Raw genomic sequence first — 22,928 nt, forward strand, 5'->3', positions numbered from 1 at the left:
CCGATTCAGGCAGTTGTAACCCGATCGCTCAATTCATCCAGCATGGCCACTTCTTCATCGGTCAAACGCCAGCCAGTCGCCCCCAGATTATCCTCTGCCTGACGCACATTTTTGATTCCCGGGATTGGCAGCGCGCCTTTGCAAATTACCCAATTGATGGCCACCTGAGAGGGGGTCTTTCCCCCATGATCCTGCCCGATCTGGCGCATTTTTTGGATAAGCGGCTGAATCCGCTCCAGCAGGCGGCGGTTGTAACGCCTTTCACGAAAACCGCGCATCGGACTCTGAGGAGAGTACTTGCCGGTCAAAGCCCCCTGCGCTAGTGGACTGTAAGCAATCAGGCGCACGCCCAATTCCTGACACTGGCGCAACAACCCATCCTTCTCCACTTTCCGATTCAAAAGATGATATTCCACCTGATTGGACGCCAACCGCACCCCCAGCCGAGATAGACTTTCAAAAGCCCGCTGGGTTTGAGCACGGTCATAGTTAGAAACCCCCACGGCTTCTGCCAGACCATCCTGCACCGCTTCAGCCAGTGCTTCCATCCATGTTTCAATCCGCACCGGCGGAAAAGGCCAGTGAATCTGATACAACTCCACCTTGCTGCGTTCCAGCCGTTTGAGACTGCCCTGCAAGGCACGGCGCAATGAATTTTTACTCAACCGCCAGGGGAACGGCATAAATTTTGTGGCTATGCGAACCGAAAAATTCGTTTCCTGCATGAACTTACCCAACAATCTTTCCGACCGCCCCTGCCCGTATACTTCTGCAGTATCAAAAAAGGTGAAACCTCTCTGGCAGCAGAACTCAAAGACTTCTTTCAAATCCTGATCACCGTATCCACTTCCGTACCCCCAAAAGATACGGTCACCCCACGCCCACGTACCAATTCCGATTTCGACATTTTCAAAGACCGGCATTGTGTTCAGTTGGACTGAATGTTCGCTCATCGTTTTTTTCCGTGTTTTTTTAGATTTTATCTACGAATCACCGGCAGGTAAAGGCGTTCAGCGGACTGATCGGTTTCCACAATTACCGTGTTAGACGGTGGGCTTTCCCCCTCATGCAAATCATAAGCCCTTGCCCATATTCGCCAGCGTCCCTTGATTGGGAGGATCAGCACGGCCGAGTTGCGCATGCTCACATCCACCCAGCCGATTGGTCCGCCCTCCTCCGGTTGATAGTACAAACGGTAACCAACCACATCGTTTTCGGGATTTTCTTTCCAGCGCAGGCGGGCGATTGCACCGCTCACCATCACCACTTGCAGGTCAAGCGGAGCGGAGGGCGGTTGGTAATACAATTGCGCCTGATTTTCCACAAACCCGCCGTCCGTCCAAACCTGTGTTGAGCAGTCATCTCCCCCACCAAACAGGATACCGACATAGCCAGCCTGCCACAGATCTTGTGGATGATGAAAAAGGTATGCCGCCCGATTATCCCGGTAATTTTGACAGGTGTCGTTCAAATCCATGTTGCCGACCGGCACCTGCCACAAGAGCAGCCGTTTGTTCAACTGCTGAGCGAGTAAATGCCCCCACAAGATAGCCCGGTTTGGTCGGGGCAGTTCGGCATCACGGTCATCCCACCATGGGCGGATGCCGCGCCCGGCGTCCCGATCAGACCATTCCACCGTAATCAAATCGGCACGCTCGGCGCCCATTTTGCGCATAAAACCAGCGGTGCGTCGGACATACTCCGTCAGGTCAGGCAGGCTTGCCAGCATCGGATCGCGGTTTACACCCCACATGGAGACCATTGGGGCAACCAGTGCATTCGGCGCACGGCTGTGGATCAGGTCAATGATATACTGTCCGAAGCCAGAAAGCGTATTGCTATAACCGGTTTTATTTAAAGCCACTATGAATGAATCGGGGTCATCCGGTCGCACCCCTTCCGGTGGACTGTCAGAGTTACTGAGTTGCTGCATAAAACCGTAAAAATCCGGTTCAATGACAAAAATTACCGGCTGCTGACCATTTGCTTCATCAAGCGCTCTTTCGAGGCTTTGGAGATAATTCTCCACAACTTGCGGATTTTTCAATCTTTCGGCATAGGCCGCAGCGTTTTCGTTACCGCCTGTTGCCCCCAGCATCATATAGACCGTAACAACCGGGACAAATCCATTATTCCATGAATGTTGTACAAACCGTTTCACGAAGTTGCCGCCCCACCCTTCCCATCCCCAGGTGATATACTGATAAACATAACTCCACGGCAGACCGGTATTTTTCTGCCAGTCATCCGCCGGGTTCTCGCTCCACGCATTGCTCCCCCATCCCAGTTTTTGCGGCAATGCAGCCGGCAGTGGACTGCTGAAATCTCCCAGCGCGGATAATACCCCCAAATAACGGGTGGAAACATTCTCATCGCGGTCCGTCGCTCGAATAAAAAGACCGATTTCACGTCCCGCCAGTTGAGCCGGAAGAACAAACGCCGCCCCAAAAACGCCGTCATTTGCCTCCTCATCATTGTTCAGGCCGTCGTCCAGCAACGGTACAGATTGCCAGTTCTCCCAATCGCTTTCCAGACTCACCTGCCCAATCGTATCACTTCCTTGCGGGTCATTCACCTCAGCCCGAACCACCAGCAGACTGGAACCAGCCCTGATGGAATGAGAACGATATTCCGCGTTCAAAATCTGCGGGGCATTCGCCGAAACACTTCCCACAAACTTGATCTCATCGAAATAAACCGTAACTCCAGTTTGATCACTGGCATTTTGCCAGTTGAGCCGGCTAATTTTGCGGTTGTCCGGGTTAAGATCGCTCAGCCGTATCTCAACCTTTTGCCATTGATTGGCTTTCGCCGTGAACGGTACGCGTGGCCCTTCATTACCGTCCTCGAAATTGACAAAGAACCACAGCGGTTTATCCGCTCCTGCACCACCGTGAACAAAGAACTGAAGATAGGTTTTTCCCAAAAGAGGAACGTAAGCCTTGTAGAAAGAAAGTCCTCCCCAGCCCTCATAGATTACTTGAATACTGCGGCTGCCGGCAAAAACTGCCGCCGTAGAGTTCAATTCTACGCTACCGCCCCACGACCAGTTCAACCAGTTCTCCGCCAGTTGATCGTCATATACGATCAATTCATCCACACTCCCCTGTGCAAGCGCGCTAGAAGGGAAAACCGCCGTGAGAATAGCAAAAATGGCAACAATCCTCATCCATTTCATTACAAGGTTATTTTAGATTGTCCATCCACCCATTTCAAGCCACAAAATTGAAAAGCGTGTAGGTATCTTCGTCTTATGTCTGTTCTTTTGGTAGAATTACCTTCATCAGGCAGTTTTTCCCGCAGATAGAACATGCAGGGCTGTGTACAACACCTCCCATTCAGAAAGTTCAAATGAGCGAAGACGTTACTCCCATCCGTCAACAGTACCTCGAAATCAAGCGCCAGTACCCCCATGCTATTCTCTTCTTCCGCCTGGGGGATTTTTACGAAACTTTCGATCAGGATGCCGAAATCACCGCCCGCGAGCTGGACATCGTCCTCACCTCGCGCAATGTCGCAAAAGGCAGCCGCGTGCCGATGGCTGGTATTCCCTATCACGCCGTTGAAAACTATCTGGCACGCCTGATCGAAAAAGGTTACCATGTGGCCATCTGCGAGCAGGTCGGAGATCAACCTACGCGCGGTTTGTTCCCTCGCGAGGTTGTCCGCGTGGTTACGCCCGGTACAATCATTGAGCCAACCTTACTCAAAGGCGATCGCAACAATTATCTGGCGGGGCTCGTCATCCAGGATAACCATGCCGGAATTGCCTACGTGGATATCACCACCGGTGAATTTCTGGCAACCGAATTGACCGACGGCGATGCCGAAAGTGCACTGCGCGCCGAACTAATCCGTTTACAACCCGCCGAAATCATCCTCCCGGAAGGGATTGATCTCAACCACAACCTGCCGGGGCACATCACCCGCTGGCAGGCATGGCGCTTTGAAAGCGGCCGTTGTCAGGAAACTCTCTTGCGCCACTTTGAAGTGGCTTCTCTGGACGGATTTGGCCTGCGCGGCAAGCCGCTTGCCATCCGTGCCGCCGGCGCAATTCTCCAATATCTTCAGGAAACCCAACCGGCTGCCCTGCGCTTGCTCAATCGAATTGCCACCTACACTCTCAACGATTTCATGGTGCTGGATGCAGCCACTCGCCGCAACCTTGAATTAACCGAGACCATCCGCAGCGGGAGTACGGAGGGCTCATTATTGAGCGTTCTGGATCACACTGTAACCCCCATGGGAAAACGCATGATTCGTCAGTGGGTCAGCAAACCCCTTCTGGACATTCGCGCCATTCAACGCCGTCAGGAGCGGATTGCCGAGTTGTTGGAAGATGGCATGCTGCGCAGCGAGTTGCGTGCAGCCTTGCGCCCGCTGGTTGACCTCGAACGTTTGACCAATCGGGTGGTTTCCGGCCACGCCACCCCCCGCGATCTGGTCAGCCTGCGTGCTACTCTGCGATTATTGCCCCACATCCGTCAATTGATTCCCTCACATCTGCCGCACCTCTCCGCCCTGCTGCAAAATCTGTACGACTGTCCGGAAGTCCTCCAACTTCTGGAAGCGGCCATCAGCGATGACCCACCGGCGACGTTACAGAATAGCGGAGTCATCCGCCGCGGTTATTCGGCTGAACTGGATTCGGTCATTGACTCTTCCGCTCATGCCCGTGAGTGGATTTCGCAGCTGGAAGAGGTGGAACGCCAACGAACGGGAATAAAAACCCTTAAGGTGGGTTACAACAAAGTCTTTGGCTATTACATTGAAATTTCTCGTGGAGCGGCCCATCTTGCACCGGCCGAGTACATTCGTAAACAAACGCTGGTGAACGCCGAACGGTTTATCACCCCTGAAATGAAGGAATATGAAGCGCTGGTACTGAATGCGGAGGATCGTATCCGTGAAATTGAAAACCGCCTTTTTCAACAAATCTGTCAGCAAATTGCCAAAGCCGCTCCCCAACTACTCACCAGCGCCGCCACCCTTGCCGAACTGGATACCCTCACCTCACTGGCCGAAGCGGCTGCCGTTGGGGAGTATTGCCGCCCACAATTGACCGAGGATCATACGCTCGATATTCGCGATGGACGCCACCCCGTCGTTGAGCGAACACTGATTGGTGAACGATTTGTGCCCAATGACGCCGTCTTTGAAACCGGTGAAATCGTTCGTATCATCACCGGCCCGAACATGAGCGGCAAGTCCACTTTCTTGCGGCAGGTTGCCTTGATCGTTCTCATGGCGCAGATTGGCAGTTTTGTACCAGCCCGTCAGGCTACGATTGGGTTGGTGGATCGCATTTTTACCCGAATCGGTGCCCAGGATGAGATCCACGCCGGTCAGTCCACCTTCATGGTCGAAATGGTCGAAACTGCCAATATTCTGCATCACGCCACCCACCGCAGTCTGCTGATTTTGGATGAAATTGGGCGCGGTACCAGCACCTACGATGGGCTTTCCATCGCATGGTCTGTGGTGGAGTACATCCATAATCACCCGCGTCTGCGGGCACGCACGTTGTTTGCCACCCACTATCATGAATTAACTCAGTTAGGCGACTTGCTGCCCGGCGTCCGCAATTACAATGTTGCAGTCAGTGAGTCCGAGGGAAAAGTAATTTTCCTGCATAAAATCGTCCCAGGCGGCGCTGACCGGTCTTACGGCATTCATGTCGCACAACTGGCCGGACTGCCACAGGCGGTTGTCCAACGCGCTGCAGAGATTTTGCGTCAATTAGAAGCCTCGGCCGGTAAAGCCGTTCGGATTGACCCCCTGGCCGCCCGGCAAATTGCCCTTTTCCCAGAGACCAATCCCCTGCTCGATGAATTGAAAAAACTGGACATCAACAATCTCTCGCCCATCGAGGCGCTCAATAAGCTTTACGAATGGCAGCGTAAATTTTTGGAAAAAGACGGTTAATTCAAAAACGCTCAATATCTGTTTGAACAAATGGGAAGGATAACTGCTCGTAACGCAGCCTTTCGATATGTTTCATGAATACCTGATCGCCGCGCAGGTTGGAGCGCCAGGATCGCACTTCTGAAAGGCGTTCTTTTGCGGCCTGAATCAGGTCAATACCACCCGCTTCACGCAACCACCAAACCGCCTGCGCCGCGCTGGTGACGACGATCCGCGGTTCAATCCGGTCAAAATCTTCAAAGAACCAGCCGCAAGAAGTGAACATTCGTTGTTTATAAAGCTGCGCTCTTAATAGCAAGTCAATCCGCCGGATCTCTGATTCTTCCAGATCATTCTTTAACTCGCGTTGAATTAATTCCCGTACCGAAACTTTACCGTGCAAAACCTCAATGTAGGCATACAGCAGTTCCCAGACTTCTTTTGCGTAAGGGGAAACCGCCTTAACAAATTCCTTATCAACCTGATCGGCAATCCAATCTAACCCTTGACGCAGTTTCATCTTCCAATCCCCGTTCGGAGCGCACGGACAGGCCTCTTTCCAGCGGGCAACCCCATGATGACAGCTCCAGGATGTGTTTTCGCGAATTCGAACGGAGCGGTTGGGGGAATACTGTCTCAACCACAACCCCGGATAGGTAAATTGTATCAACCGCGGGTGAGTGAAATCCCGGTGAGTCAGGTAATACAAAAACTTATCTCGAAACGGCTGGTGATGGCCGTACAATTCGCCATCTGACGCAATGATGTATAACTTAGCCTCATCCGTTGGATGGCCATTGGCAGAAAGGCGCGGCACGATAAAGTCCGTCATAAACCGATCCCCGTTAGAGGTTGCAGCCGGGTCGAAACTGACCCGCATACTCAATTCGGCTTCGTAGAAAAAGACGGTAAGACGGCGTCCTTCATCCAATTCCACCCAGTACGGCAACCCCACATCAATTTGGGCATCTTCGGCCTGCCAGGGGGCAAGAATGGTGAACTCAATCCCCTGATCGGCCAGTATTTGCAGGGTTTCCCGGTCCACGGCTGCTTCGGGTAACCACAAACCGGCTGGCGAATGACCAAAACGATGCTGAAAATCGGCGATCCCCCAACGAATCTGGGTAATCTTATCATGTCGTTTTGCCAGCGGTAAAATGGTGTGGTGATAAGGCTGGGCCATGCCGTTTCCAACCCCAAACCGCAGATAATTCCGCCTTTCCTGTTCAACAATGCGGGCAAAAGTGGCCGGGTCATACGAAATCATCCAGTTAATCAGGGTTGGGCCGAGATCAAAACTGATTTTTTCAAAGTTGCCTAATTCCGCATTGGGGCGATAGCACTGGTCATGGATGCGTTCATTCCAGTTTCGATAAGGATGCGCTCCCGCTTCAACGGGAACCTCACCGGTCAGCGGATCTTCTCGCGCCGGTTGATAATAATGACCATGGATACACACTGCTTTTTCGCTCATCTATAAAACAAAACCTCTTCTTCGGCTTGATTGTTTACTTGATGGTGTCAGGTAATCCAGCTGACGGTAAAAACGGGCTGGCAGTATTCCAAAAGTACGTGGGATCGAATCCAGTAAAGTTGTCCGGTCAACGGCAAGGTAATCCAGCCAGTAAATTGAAACCGGAAAACCGGGAATTTGATCGGCAAGCAAAGCCAGCAGACGTAATGTTGGTGGTGAAACACTCCAAAACCGTCTCTGGATTCCCATCGCTTCCATGAGGTAAACCAGAATCTGACGGAAGGTAAGTGCCTCTAACCCGCCAATCGAAATCGTTTGACCGATCAAATCCTCTCGCTCAATGGCTAACGCCAGACAATTGACCAGATCCTCAATCCAAACCGGTTGAAGCAGGGAACTGCCTCCTCCCGGAATCATCACAAAAGCCGGCGATAAGCGCAGCAACCGCGAAAAGGCAGTGGTAAATTGATCACCCGGCCCAAAAATAACGGCCGAACGGACAATGGTGTAATTCAACCCAGAGCGGATCAAGATGTTCTCCGCCAGTCCTTTGGCACGCAAAAGCGGATAAGCCGATACCTGATCAGCTCCCAGATGGCTGAGATAAAGAATGCGTTGGATGCCGGCCTGTTTGGCAGCGTTGACCAACCCCTGCGTGCCAAGTACATCAACTTCGGTCAGGTTTGCCCGCCCACTCTGCCGTTCACCGCCCGCCAGATGAATGACCGTATCCACGCCGCGCATGGCTGCGCGTAAACCACGTTCATCCCGCAGGCTGCACACAGCCGCATCTACTGAAACTCCACGCGGAAGTTGGGGAGAAACCCTGGAAGGACGCAACAAAATCCGCACTGTTTTGCCGGAGGCAATCAGGTGTTGGACAAGAGCTTTACCAACAAAACCGGTACCACCGGTTACAAGGATCATGACTGGTTGAATTATAGCAGAATTGTCCATTTTTATCGGTGCAAACCCTGTTCAAGTTCAGGCTTCAAGTGGCATGGAACTTGCATTTTATGCCATCAATCCCACCTGTTTTGATGGATGACCGGAAAATAGAACCATGAACTCAAATACCCAATCTCCCCAAACCTCCCGCCAGAAACTCGGTTTTCATTATTTCCCGGATACCCTCCATTACACAGAAAAAGACTTACAGCAATGGTTGCCGTTGTTAATGGATTTGGGTGTGGGCTGGATGGTCCTCCGTACGGAAATCAACCGCGCTATTCCAGAGTATTTCATCAGTGGTCTGCTTAAAGCCGGTATCCAGCCGGTGATTCAATTCCCGGTCAGCCTGCAAAGCCCGCCCGATTTGAGGGCCGTTTCGCCGTTGGTGGAAGCCTATTCCGCTTGGGGCGCCGTCTTTCATCAATATTTTGACCGTCCCAACATTCATCAATCCTGGCCGGCCAACCAATGGGCTCAGCAAGATCTGGTCGAACGATTTTTGGATCGCTACCTGCCGCTGGCGGCTTTGAGCATGGAAGCCGGTGCTTTTCCAATTTTTCCTCCTCTGGAACCGGGCGGTAACTTTTGGGATACGACCTTCCTGCGAGCTTCTTTACAGGCAATCGAGCGCCGAAAGGAATCTGCCCTACTCGATCGCTTGATCCTTGCCGTTTATGGCTGGACTTTTCAACATCCTTTGAACTGGGGGGAAGGCGGCCCGGAAAATTGGCCAGAAGCACGCCCTTACTTTACCCCGCCACACTCACAAGACCAGCGCGGTTTCCGGGCTTTCGATTGGTACAGTGCGATCAGCGAGGCTGTTCTTCAAAAACGCTGTCCGATGATTCTTCTTCAGGCAGGTTTGCCAGCTTCTCCTGAAAAACTTCTTTCAGGTCTTCAAAATACACCAGAAGTTCAGCAAAACCTTTTGGAAATCATCAACAGCCTGAATACATCTTCAAAAACACCATTGGAAAACAAACCCGCATCCCTTCATTTGCCAGAAGAAATCATCAGCGTTAACTTCTGGTTGTTGAGCGCTGATCAAGGTACCCCATCTTACGCCTTTGCATGGTTTGAAGAATCTCAACCGGTTTCCAAAGCAGCCTCTCATCTTTGTCAGCTGAAAAATGTTCCAATCATTCGCCCGAACATTCATGGAATCCTTGATGAAGACTCTCTTCGAAAAGCGATTCGTCCCCTTCAGCATTATCTTTACCTTGGGGAGAACAAAGAAGCCCACCTTGTGTCAGTTTTCCAAAAACACGCCGGTTTCATCTCGCAATACCATCCCACCATCGGTTTTTCACTGGATGAAGCCCGGTTGGCAAATCGCATTACCCTGGCAGTGACACCCGATCAGGTGCCCGAGGATATTTTGGTTGCCTTGCAAAAACAAGGCTGCCAGATTGACTGGTTGGAATGAGGCTGGCACGACTATTGCATCATCAGCAGAGAAGGAGCGGAAAACCATGAACATGACCATTCATACCCCCACATCTCAATCATCATCTCCTAGCGGATTGCACAAGCCTATTTTGAAAGTCATCGGCTTAGGCGGCGGCGGTTCCAATGCCATTAACCGCATGATTGAATTAGGAATCAATGGCGTTGAATTCATTGCAGCCAATACCGACGCCCAGGCCCTCAAAAACAGCCTTGCCCCCACCAAAATTCAACTTGGTCCACGCCTGACCAGAGGACTGGGTGCTGGTGGGGACTGGAAGATTGGGGAAGCCGCAGCCGAAGAAAGTTACAAAGAGTTGAACGCTGCCCTGGCTGGAGCGGATATGGTCTTTCTAACCGCCGGCATGGGCGGAGGAACCGGCACCGGCGCAATTTCAATTGCTGCGCGGGTAGCCCGGGCTTTGGGTGCAGTGACCGTAGCAGTGGTAACCACACCGTTTGGCTTTGAAATTGGTCGCCGCCAGGTCAATGCCCGCGAAGGATTGGCACGCTTACGCCCCTACACCGATACCCTCATCACCATCCCCAATGACCGGCTGCTCAAAATCGCCTCGCGCGATTTGACGCTTGAAATGGCCTTCCGTCTGGCAGATGACGTATTGCGTCAGGGTATTCAAGGGATATCCGAATTAATCACGGAACCCGGCTTGATCAATGTGGATTTTGCCCATATCCGAACGGTGATGCAATCGGGCGGCGGTTCGCTGCTCTCGATTGGTTTTGGTCAGGGGGAACGCAAGGCTCAAAAAGCTATTGAACAGGCCCTTCACCATCCCCTCATTGATGACATCCACCTTGAAAATGTGTCCGGCATCATTGTCAATTTCACCGCCGGCTCTGACCTGACCTTTATGGAAGTCATGGAAGCCCTGACCGATTTACAGGAAAAGACCAGCAATCAGGCGGAAATTATCCCCGGTGTGATTACCGACGAGCGAATGGGAGATCGGGTTCAGGTAATAATGGTTTTGACGGGAATTGGGGCAACCCCAATCGAAGTACCCAAAATTACAACCCGGCCAGCCCAACAACCCGAAACGGTGACTGCTGCCGCCCCCTCGCCCCGTTCCCTCCCGGTCATGGAGCGAGCTGAAGCAAGTCCAACCCAGGAACCTGCCACCATTCAAGCCGATCTGGATATTCCCGCATTCCTGCGCCGGCGGATTCGATAAATCCCCCTAAGGAACACCCCATGGATGCCAAAGTCCTTCAAAGTGTTTGCCGCCAGGTGTATCAAAAACACCCCGAAGTGCGCGGAGCAACTCCCAAAGTTAAACCTCAAACCAGGAGCACTTTTTTGTTGATCTTCGAGGGCAAAGGCACAACCGCCAACGGTCAAACGATTCGGCATACCATTCGCGCCATTGTTACGGCTGATGGGAAAATCACCAAACTCACATCATCGCGCTAATACGGAGATTACTGATGAATGGGTCACTTTATCACAAATGCGAGTTGCTTTTCTGGGATGTAGCCATTGATCTTCTCACCCGCTCGGTTTGGCTGCGCAACCTGATTCGGCAAGCAGTTTTGCTCAAAAATTCATCTGACCTCAAACTCTATTTCTCCATTGTTGTGCTGAGTGGTTTGTTTGGATTCTTTGTTGGTTTTGCCATTCCCCACTTAATCCAATTCCTCTGGTGAACTTCATGAAACGCTCATTGCAATCAGGAATTGTTCTATTTTTCCTGGGTTTATTGCTTGTTCCGTTGCAGACCATACAGGCCGTCCGCGGTGTACCCGGTTCACCGGATTTTGGTTATGGAGCATGGATTCATCCCCAATCCAACCTCAGCGCCGAAAGCGCCCAGATAGTGGGTGAAATCCCCCTGGATTGGGTTGCCATTCCGCTAAATTGGGCAGAAGTCATGCCCGAAATTTCGAGTGCACCTGCTCTGGACACTGTGGATGTGGTGATGAACGAACTCAACGGGCGGGGGGCAGTGGTGATGTTACGTCTCTACAACCCGCCCGACTGGGCGAGGAGCGAAACCGGCATCAATTCCGACATCACTGCTCAATGGCTTGTCTGGCTCAGCCAGCGCTACCCATCCCTGCTTCGAGCAGTCGAGTTGCTTCCGGCTGCCAATACCCGCCAGGGATGGGGAAATACTCCGGATCCCTTTCAATATGCTCTCTTTTTTCAGGAAGTAAAAGCTTCCCTGCAAGCCCGCGGGAACGACCTCTTGCTAGTCGCGGGCGGACTCCAACCGCTCAATTCCCATTCAGACCCCGAAGATTGGGATGACCTTGCCTTCCTGCAGGCTTTATACGCCCAAGGAGCCAAACAATGGATGCCAATTTTGAGCATCCAGATGCCGATGCTCAGCGGCGATCCTGCCCGTCCTGCCTCCGCTCAGGATCATTTTGCTCTGCGCCGCTACGAACAAACCCGCCAGATTATGCTGGCAAACGATCACGCAGATGGCATCCTCTGGGTGACGCTGCTTACTCCACCCAATGGTACAATAGATTCGAACGACCAAAAATATACTCAATCGGTTCAACAGGCGGAGTGGCTCAAGCAAGCATTGATTCAGATGCGCTCTCAACTCTATATGGGGGTGGTGTTTTTACCCAGCCTGAATCCCCCCCCTGCCGGCAGTGTCTTCGGGAATCAGACGGCTTTGCTGACCGAGCACAAAACCCTCCATCCCTTTTACTCCACCTTACAGGCCATCGTTCAACAGACCAACCCTTCTTCAACCAGCAATCGCCCAGGGCGGCCCAAGACAATTCCCATCCCGAAATGCTTGCATAAAAAATAACTCTGATGCGCAAACCCTTCCTCGTCCTGTCCATCCTTGCTTTCCTTACCTGCCTGGTGGCAGGCATCGCAATTGCACAAAAATCACTGGGAAGCGTGAACCCACAAGAACCTGTTCAGGAAATAGCCCGGCCGGCATCAGCCCATCAGCAAAATATTTTATTAATCCATGTGGATCAGCTGGAGAAAAATCAACCGGATGTGATCTCGGTTTGGGGTCTAATCCTTTATTTTCCAGAGCCAAAAATTATCTTGCAGTCCATTTATCCCTCTCCAATAGGGCGGGAAAATTTCCCGCTGGCGACCTTTAAACTGACCAAAACAAAAAACCTCAATCCCCCTTTCATTCAACAGGTTTCACTTCAGACCCAAATGGCCTGGGATAATTACATCCTCATAGATCATCAGGGACTTTCCTTTTTTGCTGCCGGATTAACTGCGAACGAAGTTTTTTCTCCCGAAAATCAAACCAACGGGGTAATCCCGGTGGAGAGCGCTTACCTAGCCCGTCTTTGTGATCGCTTTGTGGAAATGGAACAAACCGCTTTTCAACAAATCGAATGGAGTCACATCATTCCCGAACACTGGCGTTCCAATCTTCCATTCGATCAGGCAATTCTTCACTGGGAAAAATTAACTTCCCCACAAAGCCCTATAAAATGTGAAGTGTTTGGAGAATAAGATAGTTTTGATGTTATAATTTAAAAGTTAAAATATTTTGCTCTGGGTAAGTCCAGAAAGATTGGAGAAAAACATGAATCAAAAAGCCGCTCCCACAGTGGTTGCCGATGATGTAGTTGTCACCATGGCCTACACTTTAACCGTCAACGGCGAAGTAATTGATACCTCAGAAGAATCAGACCCCTTGATCTTCTTGCAGGGTTACCGGAACATTATTCCGGGTTTGGAAAGAGAGTTATATGGACTGAATATTGGCGATTCCAAGAAAGTGATCGTCAAGCCGGAAGACGGCTATGGTGATGAAGACCCCGAAGCTTTTATGGAAGTACCGCGCAGCGATTTTCCGAAAGAAATTCCGCTCGAAATTGGAACTGAATTGGAAATTCGGGATGAAGATGATGAAACTTTGCTGGCAACCATTGATCGGGTGACGAAGGATTCGGTTCGTCTGAATTTCAATCATCCTCTGGCTGGCAAAACCCTCGAATTTGATGTCAAAATTCTGGACTTGCGCGCCGCCACAGAAGAAGAATTAGAACACGGCCACGCCCACGGTGGTGAAGAAGAAGATTTCGACGAATTTGATTTCGAGGACGAAGAAGAAAACTAGGCTAAAGACCACGACCGGCCTCAAAAACCGGTCGTGGTCATTTTTTTATTTTTCACAAAAAAAGCAAGGGCTCAATCGAGCATTCCATAACGCTTCATGGCAGTGTGTAAAATCATCAACACCAATTCGCTATGGCTGACACCATCCGCAGCGGCTTCTATCACAATATCCGAAATACCGGGGGACAAACCCGGCAGCGGGTTTACTTCAAGGATATAGGGTTTCCAGTTATCATGCGCGTCCAATCGAAAATCCACCCGCGCCACATCCAGACATCCGCAAACGCGAAACACGGCAGCGGCTAGCCAATTCAGCTCATCCACCATCTCCTCATCTAGCGGCGCCGGGCAAAGATAGTTCAAATCCTCGGCTAATTGCACTTTCAACCGGTTTGAATAAACCACATCGCTATCTGCAAACGGTTTCAAATCCACTTCCATTGGCGGGAAAAACCTTAAACCAGCCTGAATGCGGGGGGCATTCAAATTGTGCGGTAAACGACGGGCAACTGGCCCAATCAGGTTGCCGACCATGCCCACGGTCACTTCCCGCCCTTCAATATAACGCTCCACCAGCGCCGTTTGGCGGTATTTTTCCAAAATGTAAGCAACCTGCTGGCGTAATTCTTTTTCGTTATACACAATGGAATTGGCACTGACTCCCATGCCGGTGCCTTCCCGGCTGGGTTTGACAAACAAGGGGAAGCGCATCCCCTCTGCCAGGGGTTCATCCGCCCTTTCAAAGGATTGGAAATCAGGGGTGGGAAGATCGTGATAAGTCAGCACCCGCTTGGTCATCGGTTTATCCAGCGCTAAGGCTAATGTCAGCACTTTGGAACCGGTGTAGGGTATCCCCATCATCTCCAGCAAAGCCGGTATCTGCGCCTCACGCGCATCCCCAAAACGGCTCTCACAGATATTGAAACAAATATCCGGTTGATACCGCCCCAATTCCTCCACCAGACGAATGTCCCCTTCAAAAAATTCCGCCTCATATCCGCCGGAGCGGATGGCGTTCACAATTGCCTCGACGGTCGCTTCAGAATCCAGATCATCCCACTGGTCGGCTGGCATTCCCTCCCAATGAGGAGCATTTTTCTTTAAATTAGCCAAAACAGCAATTCTTTTCTTCATTTGTGCGCTCGCTTATATTTCAAAAAGAATATCCATGCCTTGCCCGGCATGGAATTTACCCAACGATAAAAGCCATTCCAATTCACAATTCCAAGTATACTCAACATTAGCCATAAGAAAAGAGGTGATTTGGAGCAATTATGGAAAATTCAGATATTTCTGGCTTAATCCGCTCCCAATTGTTGAAATCGGGTAATCCGGTTATTTTGGATGACAGAATTTATCTCTGCTGGCTGGGGGATCATCCGCCATCCATCATCAGCGACCTCAATCACTGGGATGAAGAGCATCCCCTTCAATTTGATCATCTCGCGGAAGATTTGTGGGTTTACCCGCTGGAATTGGCGGCTGGCACATACATCGAATACGCTTTCATCCGCCATAAACGGCGTATCCCCGATCCCAACAATTCTCATCGCACCCCCAACGGCATGGGGAAGTATAATCACTACTTCACCTTTCCGGCTTCCGATTTGGCATTCTTCCTCCCCAAGGACACGCCTCCGCTAAAAGGCAAATTGATCAGCCTTCGCCTTCCCACTCATCAACTTTTGGCAGGCAAAAAACGCAGCATCCATTTATACCAACCCCCTACCCAAGGCCCCGTACCCTTACTGGTTATGTGGGACGGCAAGGAATGTCTGGAACGGACAATGCTCCCTCACCTTGTGGAAAATCTCGTCGAACAGGGCAAAATTGAGCCGATAGCGCTTGCCATGATCGAAAACGGCGGGCGTTATCGTACCATGGAATACTTTTGTTCTGAGGCAACCCTTGGATTTATGCAATTTTCAGTGTTACCTGCGGCGTTACAACATCTTAACATTATCCCTCCTCAGGAAAAACAAGGCAGTCTGGCCATTGGGGGAGCTTCTTTAGGGGGATTGATGGCGTTATATGCTGCATTGCGGCTACCGCACTGGTTCGGTAAAGTGCTTTCCCAATCAGGTGCATTCACAATCGGAGACCAAAAACTGGTGGTGTGGAGTTTACTGGAGCACCAGCAAACCCTGCCAATCCATCTATGGCTGGATTGCGGAATTTATGAGCCGCTTATCGAGACCAACCGAGAAATGGCCGCCTTGCTAGAGCAGAAAGGATATATCTTCACTTATAAGGAGAGCTTAAGCGGACACAATTATCCAGCCTGGCGTCGCCTGCTGCCCGATGCCCTGATTACTTTGTTTGGTCGTTAACCCATGCCGCCAGAAAATCCTGGGTCAAACTCTTCCTTTCCGGTCAGGCGGGTGTATATTTGTGGCAATGGGAAATGCGCTCACCGCGCCATTGCAGAGCGGGTGTTTGATCGCCTTCAATCGTTGATCCGTGCTTACCAACTGGATGATTTTGAGGCCCCATACCGGGTCAAGTGTCAACTGGCCGGCTGCCTGGATATTTGCGAAAATGGCGCTACCCTCGTCGTCCAACCGGATGGTATTTATTACTGGAACATTGATGACGTAAAAGTTGAAAAAATTTTCTTTCAGCATCTCATGAAGGATCATCCGGTTGAAGAATTCAGATATAAGCCAGAACATTGATGCCGAATTTCGTGTAAATATCCTGAGATGGATTAAGAATCTTAAAATTCACCGGGAATTTGTCCAGACATCCTTAAAACACTTGACTCTCGGCGCCAACCTTTCTATAATAAAAGTGCAGGGAGCTCAAAGGAATTGATGGCTCCTCGACGGGAAACCGGGAGTTTTTGGTAAAACTGAGAATTGAGGGTCAAACCTTAAAAACAGATTACCTAAAAAGACTGTGTACAGTCACCCCGGAAGGTGCATTCGCTTCCTGGTGGGTTGCGGAAAACCCCTTCCCCTGAAAAACGGGAAGTAAAAGCCAGAGAAGGATGCCCAAGGAAAACGACGAGGAAAGCAAGTAGGTTACTTTGAGCCCCTGCTCATTCCACCCCCGGTTGAAATTACCGGGGGTGTTTTTTTGTGTGTTTATCAGGTTTTACCTTTCAACACATCTGGCTTGAGCACCCCTATAAATGGAAGATTGCGGTATTTTTCATTGTAGTCTAAGCCGTACCCGACAACAAAACGATCGGGCAGGTCAAACCCCTTATACTTGAGGGGAATATCAATCAAGCGGTGAGCTGGTTTGTTGAACAACACACACACCTCAAGACTGGCAGGATTGCGATCCCGCAGACTGCGCAGCAGATAACCCAAAGTCAAGCCGGTATCAATCACATCCTCCACAAACAGCACATGTCGCCCATCAATCGGTATTTCAAGGTCCTTGATCAACCGTACCATCCCCCGTTGACGTGCTTCGGCAGAGTAACTGGCAACTGCCAGGAAATCCACCTCACTGGGTATAGTGATCACCCGCAGCAAATCCGCCATCAGAAATAGCACTCCCTTAAGCACCCCCACCAGTACCGGATTTTTATCGGCATAATCTTGCGAAATCCGTTCTCCCAATTCAAGGACTTTCTGACGAATCTGATCTTCCGTGATCAAAATTTCGCGAATATCACGACCGAGTTCGCCATACTTTGCCAGAATCGCATCATTCGTCATCACTTCGTTTTTGAGCCTCCGTACCCTTTAACTGGTTAGCCTCATCAAACAGGCCGTATTTCACCATTAAGTCACGCATCTCACGCCGCTTAAGCAGCTTGATCTTAATATGCGGGTAGAGTTGATTCATCAACCGTATTTTCTTGTTTTTACGGGTGGACAATTGGGGTCTGAGCGTGGTCAGCTCGATGTACAAATCCTGTTCCGGCAGGTAAAAATCGGGGGAAAAGGCAAGGGTTACATTCCCTTTCTCGTCCCATTCCAGAGGAAAGGTATGCGGTTCATATTCCCAGCGGATTCCGTAAAAATCCAAAATACGGGCAAAAATTTCCTCTGCCGGGTGTGCGAAAACGGGTTTCTTTTGTTCATCCTGCGACAATGAAGGGACACCTCTGTTCTAAGGGTTAGCGGATGATTTGTTCCGGTAAGCGATTCAATGCATGACAGATCATTTCAGCAGCCACTTCGCAACTGATTCTCCCCGTGTTGATCACCAGATGATACAAACAAGGATCATTCCAATCTACCTGATAATATCGCGAAAGATACAGTTTTCGTGCCCGATCACTTGCCAATATTTGTGCTCGGGCAGCCTTGGGATAAACCTTCTTTTCCTCCACAATCCGCTGAACGCGGACTTCTTCATCTGCGACTACGCGCACATGAAACACTCGTGGGTGTCCTCTCAGGACAACCTGTCCTGCCCTGCCAATAATAACCACCTTACCCGCATCGGCCAGTTCGTGCAGCACCTGGCTGACGGCATTTAAATAATCTTGTTGTTGTTGGCCGGTAGGATTTACTCCCAGCAACCCCAGTTCGTCAATCATCGCCAGCGCTACTTCAGGTGCGCCCGCCCGTAAAGCCGCCTGATTAATCAGATCTCGCCAGACAAGCTGAAACCCCATCCGCTCGGCAACCAGTTTACCAATCACCGAGCCCCAACTACCCATCTGGCGCGAGATTGTGACAACATCCATAACAAAATTATAGCATGTCCCCGTTTAAGTTCGTGGTATGATTCATTGGTCAATATTCATCCCCATCGTCAGTGAGGTGAGCACCATGAACCCGCGGTTAAAATTCCCCTATGAATTTATTGGAGAAATCCTCATCACTCAGGAACAAATCCAGCAGCGCGTTGCCGATTTGGGCGAACAAATCACCCAGGATTATCAGCATAGCGATAAACTGCTCTTACTGGGCTTGTTACGCGGCAGTGTGATGTTCATGACCGACTTGATGCGGCATATCCGCCGCCCAATGACGATGGATTTCATGTTGGTATCCTCTTACGCGGGTACAGAGTCCAGCGGGTTTGTGCGAATTGACGCCGACCATAAAACCAATATCTACGGCTGGGATGTCATCCTGATTGATGACATTGTGGACACGGGTTACACGCTTTATACCGTGCGCAAATTGTTACTGGAACGACAGCCCCGTAGCCTGAAAATTTGCGCACTGCTCGACAAAAAAGCCCGTCATAAAGTGGACATCCACATTGACTATCTCGGTTTTGAAATCCCGGATTATTTTGTGGTGGGCTATGGTCTGGATATTGACGAGAAGGGGCGCAATTTGCCTTATATCGCTTCGGTTGATCTGGAAAAGTACAAAAAACTCTATCCGCCAGATGAAGGGAAAAAGTGAGGAGTTATGAAAAAGAGAATCGGAGTATTGACCACCGGGGGCGATAGTCCCGGGATCAACGCTGCCTTGAGGGGATTGGGGAAGGCCGCCACCGGTGTGTACGGCATGGAAATCATCGGCTTTCAAGACGGTTTCAGCGGAATGGCACAGGGATTGACCGTCGAATTGGAAGGTTCGGCTTTTTCGGGTATTCTCACCACCGGCGGCACAATTCTGGGTACCAACCGGGACCGCCCCGATCGGGTGATCATTGATGGAGTTCCGCAGGATGCCACTTCCCAAATCCTGCAGAACTTTGACAAATTCAACCTTCATGCGCTGGTTTGCATTGGCGGCAGTGACGCCCAGGACAGTGCGTACTATCTTATGCAGCGCGGTTTGAATGTAATCACCCTGCCGGTTACCATTGACAACGATTTACCCGGCACCGACACTTCGATTGGATTCGACACAGCCGTCGAGGTTGCCGCCGAAGCGATTGATCGTCTGCATAGCACCGCCATCAGCCATCACCGCATCATCATCGTGGAAATGATGGGACGCGAAACCGGCTGGTTAACTCTGGCGGCAGGAATTGCCGGCGGCGCAGATGTAATTCTCATCCCGGAAATTCCTTATCACACTGAAAAAGTCGCCGAAGCCATCCTAAAGCGCAGCCACAGTGGCAAGCGCTTTTCCCTCGTTGCCGTTTCGGAAGGTGCCATCTCTCAGGAAAGCGTGCGCTTCTTTGAAAAAGCACGTCTTGCCAACCGTCGTCTGCGCCAGGGCACAGAACAATCCGAAGTGGAACAGCGGTTGGAAGAGATTGAAAAACACGCCGCCGGAGATACCCTTCATCTGGCAAACCGATTGGAAGATTTCACCAAACTGGAAACCCGAATCACCATTTTGGGCTACTTACAGCGTGGCGGTACGCCCTCGGCCACTGACCGGGTTCTCGCCACTCAACTAGGAACCGCCTGTGCTGCGCTCATTCAGGAAGGTGTTTTCGGCGTGATGGTTGGCACGCGCTCCGGAACAGTGGTCACGACACCGCTGGATCAGGTAGCCCATCAGACCAAAACCGTCCCCCTTGATCATGCCTGGATTCAGGGAGCGCGGTTGGTAGGAGTCAATCTGGGGGACTAGCCAGTCCCATACCAGTTTAGAATAAGACTGACGACAACCTTTCATCAGAGAAGCGAAATGAAACCGATCCGAGTGACCGTTTGTCAAATGCGCGATGATCCTCAAGGCCTGTCTGAAGACTGGACGGTTCTGGTCAATCATGTTCAACAACACAAAAGCGATCTGGTTCTGCTGCCGGAAATGCCTTTTGCCCCATGGGTGATGCTCGACAATCAGGTGTCCACCCAGCGCTGGATGGAATTCGTCCGTCAGCATGATGAATGGATGCAACGGCTGCCTGAATTAAGCCCGGCGGTGGTGTTCGCAACTCGCCCCGCGATTCTCAACGGGCGCTGGTTGAACGAGGCATTCTTGTGGGATGCTCAAAGTGGCTACCGCGCCGTCCATCACAAAACTTATCTCCCCGATGAACCCGGTTTTTGGGAAGCCACCTGGTACGACCGCGGGCCAGTTCAGTTCATTCCCACAAACACCTGCTTTGGAAAGGTGGGATTTCTGGTTTGCACCGAAATCTGGTTCACCGAACACGCCCGTAATTTTGCCCGTCAGGGGGTACGGATTTTACTTTCCCCTCGCGCAACCGAAAAGGCCACTACTGCCAAATGGGTGATGGGTGGGCGTGTTGCGGCCGTGATGAGCGGCGCGTACTGCCTTTCCTCGAACCGCTGCGGCCCTTCGGGGGCCGGGTTTGATTGGGGCGGCAGCGGCTGGATCGCCGAACCGGATCAAGGCGACTTACTCGCCACCACCAGTGATACTCATCCCTTCATCACGATTGAAATTGACCTCTCCAAAGCTGACCAAGCCAAACAGGGGTATCCGCGCTACGTTAAAGAATAAATCCGGCACTTGATCGAATATTCATACCGCATGTCAGCGCAACTTGAAGATTATTTCTGGGTTTAACCCTGAGAGGTATAAACCTACCATGGATCCATTAAAAATAGGCTCTCATACTCGCTTTAATTCCCCTCAAAATCTTTTCTGGTCCGGTGACACAGCCGCACTTTCCACGGATGTTGAAATCATTCGCCAAAGACTGTTATCCTTAGACTCACCCTTGTTGGTGGTAACTGACGGTCAGAATGTCTGGCTCACGGATGAGGGAACCATCCTGCCAGGGGAGAAAAACTCCACCACCTCCTACCGCTGGCTGGCAACCCTGCCTCCTTCACCAATCGAATCGCTTGGTGATTCATCTTTTCAGGAATGGTACGGCTGCCGTTACGCTTATTACAGCGGCGCCATGGCCAACGGGATTGCCTCCACCCGCCTGGTCATTGCCATGGGCAAAGCCGGTTTTCTGGCATCCTTTGGTGCGGCAGGTCTTTCCCCCGAACGGATCGAGGCGGCTATCCACGAAGTTCAAACTGCCCTGCCGCAAGGGCCGTATGCCTTCAACCTGATCAACAGCCCAAATGAACCCGCCCTGGAACGTCGCGCGGCCGAGTTGTATGTCCAACACGGCATTCGCAGCGTGGAGGCTTCCGCTTATCTGGAAATTACCCCTGCCCTGGTGTACTACCGCGCCAACGGATTAATCAGTCAGCCGGACGGTACAATCCGCATTCAAAACCGGCTGATTGCAAAATTATCCCGTAAAGAAGTCGCCCGTCAGTTCATGCTCCCGGCCCCTGATGAGATCCTCAATCAATTGGTGCAGGAGAACCGATTGACCGAAACTCAGGCAAATCTCGCCCGCCGTGTTCCAATGGCCGACGACATCACCGTTGAGGCTGATTCGGGAGGACACACCGATAACCGCCCATTAGTGGGACTGCTCCCATCTATTCTGACCCTGAGGGATGAGATTCAAGATCAAATGCAGTACCCCGTTCCGATTCGAATTGGCGCAGCCGGGGGAATCAGCACACCTCAGGCAGCCCTGGCAGCGTTAATGATGGGGGCTGCTTATATTGTCACCGGTTCGGTCAATCAGGCCTGTATTGAGGCCGGGGCATCCGAACACACCCGCCGCCTGCTCGCCCAGGCCGACATGGCGGATGTTACCATGGCACCTGCCGCCGACATGTTCGAAATGGGCGTCAAAGTCCAGGTTTTGAAACGCGGCACCATGTTTGCCATGCGGGCTTCCAAGCTCTACGAATTGTATTCCCGCTATCCATCCCTTGAAGCCATCCCCGTTGAGGAACTTCAAAAACTGGAAAAGACCGTTTTCAAGCGCCCAGTCGAAGAAATCTGGCAGGATACGGTGCGATTCTTCCAGCAGCGCGATCCGCGTCAGTTAGAAAGAGCCGAGAAAGATCCGCGTCATAAAATGGCGCTGGTCTTTCGCTGGTACCTGGGACTGTCTTCCCGCTGGTCAAACAGCGGTGAAAAGGGCCGCGAGATGGACTACCAGATCTGGTGCGGGCCGGCAATGGGAGCTTTCAACGAATGGGTGCGGGGGACCTATCTTGAAAAGCCTGAAAATCGTTCTGTCGTAGATATTGCTCTCCACATCCTGACCGGGGCGGCATATTTGCAGCGTGTCCGTTTGCTGAACGCCTACGGCGTCCAAACAAGCCCTGATCTGGAGCGTTACCAACCACTCCAGCCATTGACAGAGTCTATCCTCGAAAAGGCTTGAAAGGCTTGCCTCAACAGGACGACAAGCCCCGGG

At 51.3% G+C, this 22,928-nt stretch carries 22 protein-coding genes; 14 read left to right on the forward strand and 8 right to left on the reverse strand.

Annotation, left to right across the window (positions count from 1 at the left end; all coding sequences use genetic code 11):
* Window positions 1–5: 5 nt before the first annotated feature.
* Both AC812_RS14335 and AC812_RS14340 read right to left on the reverse strand, forming a co-directional pair.
* A complete protein-coding gene (locus AC812_RS14335) occupies window positions 6–953 on the reverse strand; it encodes an aldo/keto reductase (RefSeq protein ID WP_201797719.1) in 948 nt (315 codons plus the stop codon).
* 26 nt (window positions 954–979) lie between these two features.
* Window positions 980–3,178, reverse strand: a complete 2,199-nt coding sequence (locus AC812_RS14340) for a choice-of-anchor X domain-containing protein (protein ID WP_061917797.1) — start codon at window positions 3,176–3,178, stop codon at window positions 980–982.
* Between the two features lie 173 nt (window positions 3,179–3,351).
* Between AC812_RS14340 and mutS the strand changes: the two genes are divergently transcribed.
* Window positions 3,352–5,925, forward strand: a complete 2,574-nt coding sequence (mutS, locus tag AC812_RS14345) for a DNA mismatch repair protein MutS (RefSeq protein WP_061917800.1) — start codon at window positions 3,352–3,354, stop codon at window positions 5,923–5,925.
* Between the two features lies 1 nt (window position 5,926).
* On the opposite strand, the gene AC812_RS14350 is transcribed toward mutS, so the two are convergent.
* Complete coding sequence (locus tag AC812_RS14350; RefSeq protein WP_061917803.1) at window positions 5,927–7,378, reverse strand: DUF3536 domain-containing protein; 1,452 nt, start codon at window positions 7,376–7,378, stop codon at window positions 5,927–5,929.
* Window positions 7,379–8,305, reverse strand: coding sequence for an SDR family oxidoreductase (locus AC812_RS14355; protein ID WP_061917806.1), 927 nt, complete (start codon window positions 8,303–8,305; stop codon window positions 7,379–7,381). It lies immediately after the preceding gene.
* A 136-nt stretch (window positions 8,306–8,441) separates the two neighbouring features.
* Here AC812_RS14355 and AC812_RS14360 point away from each other — a divergent pair, with 136 nt between their 5' ends.
* From AC812_RS14360 to AC812_RS14390, 7 genes are all read left to right on the forward strand, one after another.
* On the forward strand, window positions 8,442–9,755 hold the full coding sequence (locus AC812_RS14360) for a hypothetical protein (RefSeq protein ID WP_061917811.1): 1,314 nt from the start codon (window positions 8,442–8,444) through the stop codon (window positions 9,753–9,755).
* 46 nt (window positions 9,756–9,801) lie between these two features.
* On the forward strand, window positions 9,802–10,968 hold the full coding sequence (gene ftsZ, locus AC812_RS14365; protein ID WP_062158953.1) for a cell division protein FtsZ: 1,167 nt from the start codon (window positions 9,802–9,804) through the stop codon (window positions 10,966–10,968).
* A 20-nt stretch (window positions 10,969–10,988) separates the two neighbouring features.
* Window positions 10,989–11,207, forward strand: a complete 219-nt coding sequence (locus tag AC812_RS14370) for a hypothetical protein (RefSeq protein WP_061917817.1) — start codon at window positions 10,989–10,991, stop codon at window positions 11,205–11,207.
* Window positions 11,208–11,221: 14 nt separating this feature from the next.
* Entirely contained in the window at window positions 11,222–11,440 is a 219-nt protein-coding gene (locus AC812_RS14375; protein ID WP_061917820.1) for a hypothetical protein, read from the forward strand.
* 5 nt (window positions 11,441–11,445) lie between these two features.
* Window positions 11,446–12,564 carry a hypothetical protein gene (locus tag AC812_RS14380; protein ID WP_061917823.1) on the forward strand — a complete coding sequence of 373 codons (1,119 nt, stop codon included), beginning with the start codon at window positions 11,446–11,448 and terminating at the stop codon, window positions 12,562–12,564.
* A gap of 5 nt (window positions 12,565–12,569) precedes the next feature.
* Window positions 12,570–13,244 carry a hypothetical protein gene (locus AC812_RS14385; RefSeq protein WP_061917826.1) on the forward strand — a complete coding sequence of 225 codons (675 nt, stop codon included), beginning with the start codon at window positions 12,570–12,572 and terminating at the stop codon, window positions 13,242–13,244.
* A gap of 73 nt (window positions 13,245–13,317) precedes the next feature.
* The gene (locus tag AC812_RS14390; protein ID WP_061917829.1) at window positions 13,318–13,854 is read left to right on the forward strand and encodes an FKBP-type peptidyl-prolyl cis-trans isomerase; all 537 of its coding nucleotides are present in this window, start codon (window positions 13,318–13,320) and stop codon (window positions 13,852–13,854) included.
* A 71-nt stretch (window positions 13,855–13,925) separates the two neighbouring features.
* On the opposite strand, the gene AC812_RS14395 is transcribed toward AC812_RS14390, so the two are convergent.
* Window positions 13,926–14,927: a D-alanine--D-alanine ligase family protein gene (locus AC812_RS14395; RefSeq protein WP_061917832.1), complete on the reverse strand. Its 1,002-nt coding sequence runs from the start codon at window positions 14,925–14,927 to the stop codon at window positions 13,926–13,928.
* A 200-nt stretch (window positions 14,928–15,127) separates the two neighbouring features.
* Here AC812_RS14395 and AC812_RS14400 point away from each other — a divergent pair, with 200 nt between their 5' ends.
* The gene (locus tag AC812_RS14400) at window positions 15,128–16,183 is read left to right on the forward strand and encodes an alpha/beta hydrolase-fold protein (protein ID WP_061917836.1); all 1,056 of its coding nucleotides are present in this window, start codon (window positions 15,128–15,130) and stop codon (window positions 16,181–16,183) included.
* A gap of 3 nt (window positions 16,184–16,186) precedes the next feature.
* Window positions 16,187–16,528, forward strand: a complete 342-nt coding sequence (locus tag AC812_RS14405) for a (2Fe-2S) ferredoxin domain-containing protein (protein ID WP_061917838.1) — start codon at window positions 16,187–16,189, stop codon at window positions 16,526–16,528.
* A gap of 414 nt (window positions 16,529–16,942) precedes the next feature.
* On the opposite strand, the gene hpt (AC812_RS14410) is transcribed toward AC812_RS14405, so the two are convergent.
* From hpt (AC812_RS14410) to AC812_RS14420, 3 genes are read right to left on the reverse strand one after another with little or no spacing between them, the layout of a single operon-like run.
* A complete protein-coding gene (gene hpt, locus AC812_RS14410; protein ID WP_061917841.1) occupies window positions 16,943–17,524 on the reverse strand; it encodes a hypoxanthine phosphoribosyltransferase in 582 nt (193 codons plus the stop codon).
* Window positions 17,514–17,903, reverse strand: coding sequence for a PDDEXK family nuclease (locus AC812_RS14415; RefSeq protein WP_061917844.1), 390 nt, complete (start codon window positions 17,901–17,903; stop codon window positions 17,514–17,516). The genes hpt (AC812_RS14410) and AC812_RS14415 overlap by 11 nt, the downstream gene beginning before the upstream one ends.
* A 25-nt stretch (window positions 17,904–17,928) precedes the next feature.
* A complete protein-coding gene (locus AC812_RS14420) occupies window positions 17,929–18,504 on the reverse strand; it encodes a cytidylate kinase-like family protein (RefSeq protein WP_062158955.1) in 576 nt (191 codons plus the stop codon).
* An 85-nt stretch (window positions 18,505–18,589) separates the two neighbouring features.
* Between AC812_RS14420 and hpt (AC812_RS14425) the strand changes: the two genes are divergently transcribed.
* The 4 genes from hpt (AC812_RS14425) (at window position 18,590) to AC812_RS14440 (ending at window position 22,895) form a co-directional block, all read left to right on the forward strand.
* Complete coding sequence (gene hpt / locus AC812_RS14425) at window positions 18,590–19,177, forward strand: hypoxanthine phosphoribosyltransferase (protein WP_061917850.1); 588 nt, start codon at window positions 18,590–18,592, stop codon at window positions 19,175–19,177.
* A 6-nt stretch (window positions 19,178–19,183) separates the two neighbouring features.
* The gene (locus AC812_RS14430; RefSeq protein WP_061917853.1) at window positions 19,184–20,305 is read left to right on the forward strand and encodes a 6-phosphofructokinase; all 1,122 of its coding nucleotides are present in this window, start codon (window positions 19,184–19,186) and stop codon (window positions 20,303–20,305) included.
* 57 nt (window positions 20,306–20,362) lie between these two features.
* Window positions 20,363–21,145: a carbon-nitrogen hydrolase family protein gene (locus AC812_RS14435; protein WP_061917857.1), complete on the forward strand. Its 783-nt coding sequence runs from the start codon at window positions 20,363–20,365 to the stop codon at window positions 21,143–21,145.
* Between the two features lie 88 nt (window positions 21,146–21,233).
* A complete protein-coding gene (locus AC812_RS14440) occupies window positions 21,234–22,895 on the forward strand; it encodes a PfaD family polyunsaturated fatty acid/polyketide biosynthesis protein (protein ID WP_061917861.1) in 1,662 nt (553 codons plus the stop codon).
* Window positions 22,896–22,928: the final 33 nt, after the last annotated feature.

This window comes from Bellilinea caldifistulae, from assembly GCF_001306055.1.
GTDB lineage: Bacteria > Chloroflexota > Anaerolineae > Anaerolineales > Anaerolineaceae > Bellilinea > Bellilinea caldifistulae.

Excerpts from the sequence above, each read along its gene's own strand:
- AC812_RS14335 (WP_201797719.1), bottom strand. The coding sequence starts at position 953 with ATGAGCGAACATTCAGTCCAACTGAACACAATGCCGGTCTTTGAAAAT.
- AC812_RS14340 (WP_061917797.1), bottom strand. The coding sequence starts at position 3,178 with ATGAAATGGATGAGGATTGTTGCCATTTTTGCTATTCTCACGGCGGTT.
- mutS (WP_061917800.1), top strand. The coding sequence starts at position 3,352 with ATGAGCGAAGACGTTACTCCCATCCGTCAACAGTACCTCGAAATCAAG.
- AC812_RS14350 (WP_061917803.1), bottom strand. The coding sequence starts at position 7,378 with ATGAGCGAAAAAGCAGTGTGTATCCATGGTCATTATTATCAACCGGCG.
- AC812_RS14355 (WP_061917806.1), bottom strand. The coding sequence starts at position 8,305 with ATGATCCTTGTAACCGGTGGTACCGGTTTTGTTGGTAAAGCTCTTGTC.
- AC812_RS14360 (WP_061917811.1), top strand. The coding sequence starts at position 8,442 with ATGAACTCAAATACCCAATCTCCCCAAACCTCCCGCCAGAAACTCGGT.
- ftsZ (WP_062158953.1), top strand. The coding sequence starts at position 9,802 with ATGAACATGACCATTCATACCCCCACATCTCAATCATCATCTCCTAGC.
- AC812_RS14370 (WP_061917817.1), top strand. The coding sequence starts at position 10,989 with ATGGATGCCAAAGTCCTTCAAAGTGTTTGCCGCCAGGTGTATCAAAAA.
- AC812_RS14375 (WP_061917820.1), top strand. The coding sequence starts at position 11,222 with ATGAATGGGTCACTTTATCACAAATGCGAGTTGCTTTTCTGGGATGTA.
- AC812_RS14380 (WP_061917823.1), top strand. The coding sequence starts at position 11,446 with ATGAAACGCTCATTGCAATCAGGAATTGTTCTATTTTTCCTGGGTTTA.
- AC812_RS14385 (WP_061917826.1), top strand. The coding sequence starts at position 12,570 with ATGCGCAAACCCTTCCTCGTCCTGTCCATCCTTGCTTTCCTTACCTGC.
- AC812_RS14390 (WP_061917829.1), top strand. The coding sequence starts at position 13,318 with ATGAATCAAAAAGCCGCTCCCACAGTGGTTGCCGATGATGTAGTTGTC.
- AC812_RS14395 (WP_061917832.1), bottom strand. The coding sequence starts at position 14,927 with ATGCCAGCCGACCAGTGGGATGATCTGGATTCTGAAGCGACCGTCGAG.
- AC812_RS14400 (WP_061917836.1), top strand. The coding sequence starts at position 15,128 with ATGGAAAATTCAGATATTTCTGGCTTAATCCGCTCCCAATTGTTGAAA.
- AC812_RS14405 (WP_061917838.1), top strand. The coding sequence starts at position 16,187 with ATGCCGCCAGAAAATCCTGGGTCAAACTCTTCCTTTCCGGTCAGGCGG.
- hpt (WP_061917841.1), bottom strand. The coding sequence starts at position 17,524 with ATGACGAATGATGCGATTCTGGCAAAGTATGGCGAACTCGGTCGTGAT.
- AC812_RS14420 (WP_062158955.1), bottom strand. The coding sequence starts at position 18,504 with ATGGATGTTGTCACAATCTCGCGCCAGATGGGTAGTTGGGGCTCGGTG.
- hpt (WP_061917850.1), top strand. The coding sequence starts at position 18,590 with ATGAACCCGCGGTTAAAATTCCCCTATGAATTTATTGGAGAAATCCTC.
- AC812_RS14430 (WP_061917853.1), top strand. The coding sequence starts at position 19,184 with ATGAAAAAGAGAATCGGAGTATTGACCACCGGGGGCGATAGTCCCGGG.
- AC812_RS14435 (WP_061917857.1), top strand. The coding sequence starts at position 20,363 with ATGAAACCGATCCGAGTGACCGTTTGTCAAATGCGCGATGATCCTCAA.
- AC812_RS14440 (WP_061917861.1), top strand. The coding sequence starts at position 21,234 with ATGGATCCATTAAAAATAGGCTCTCATACTCGCTTTAATTCCCCTCAA.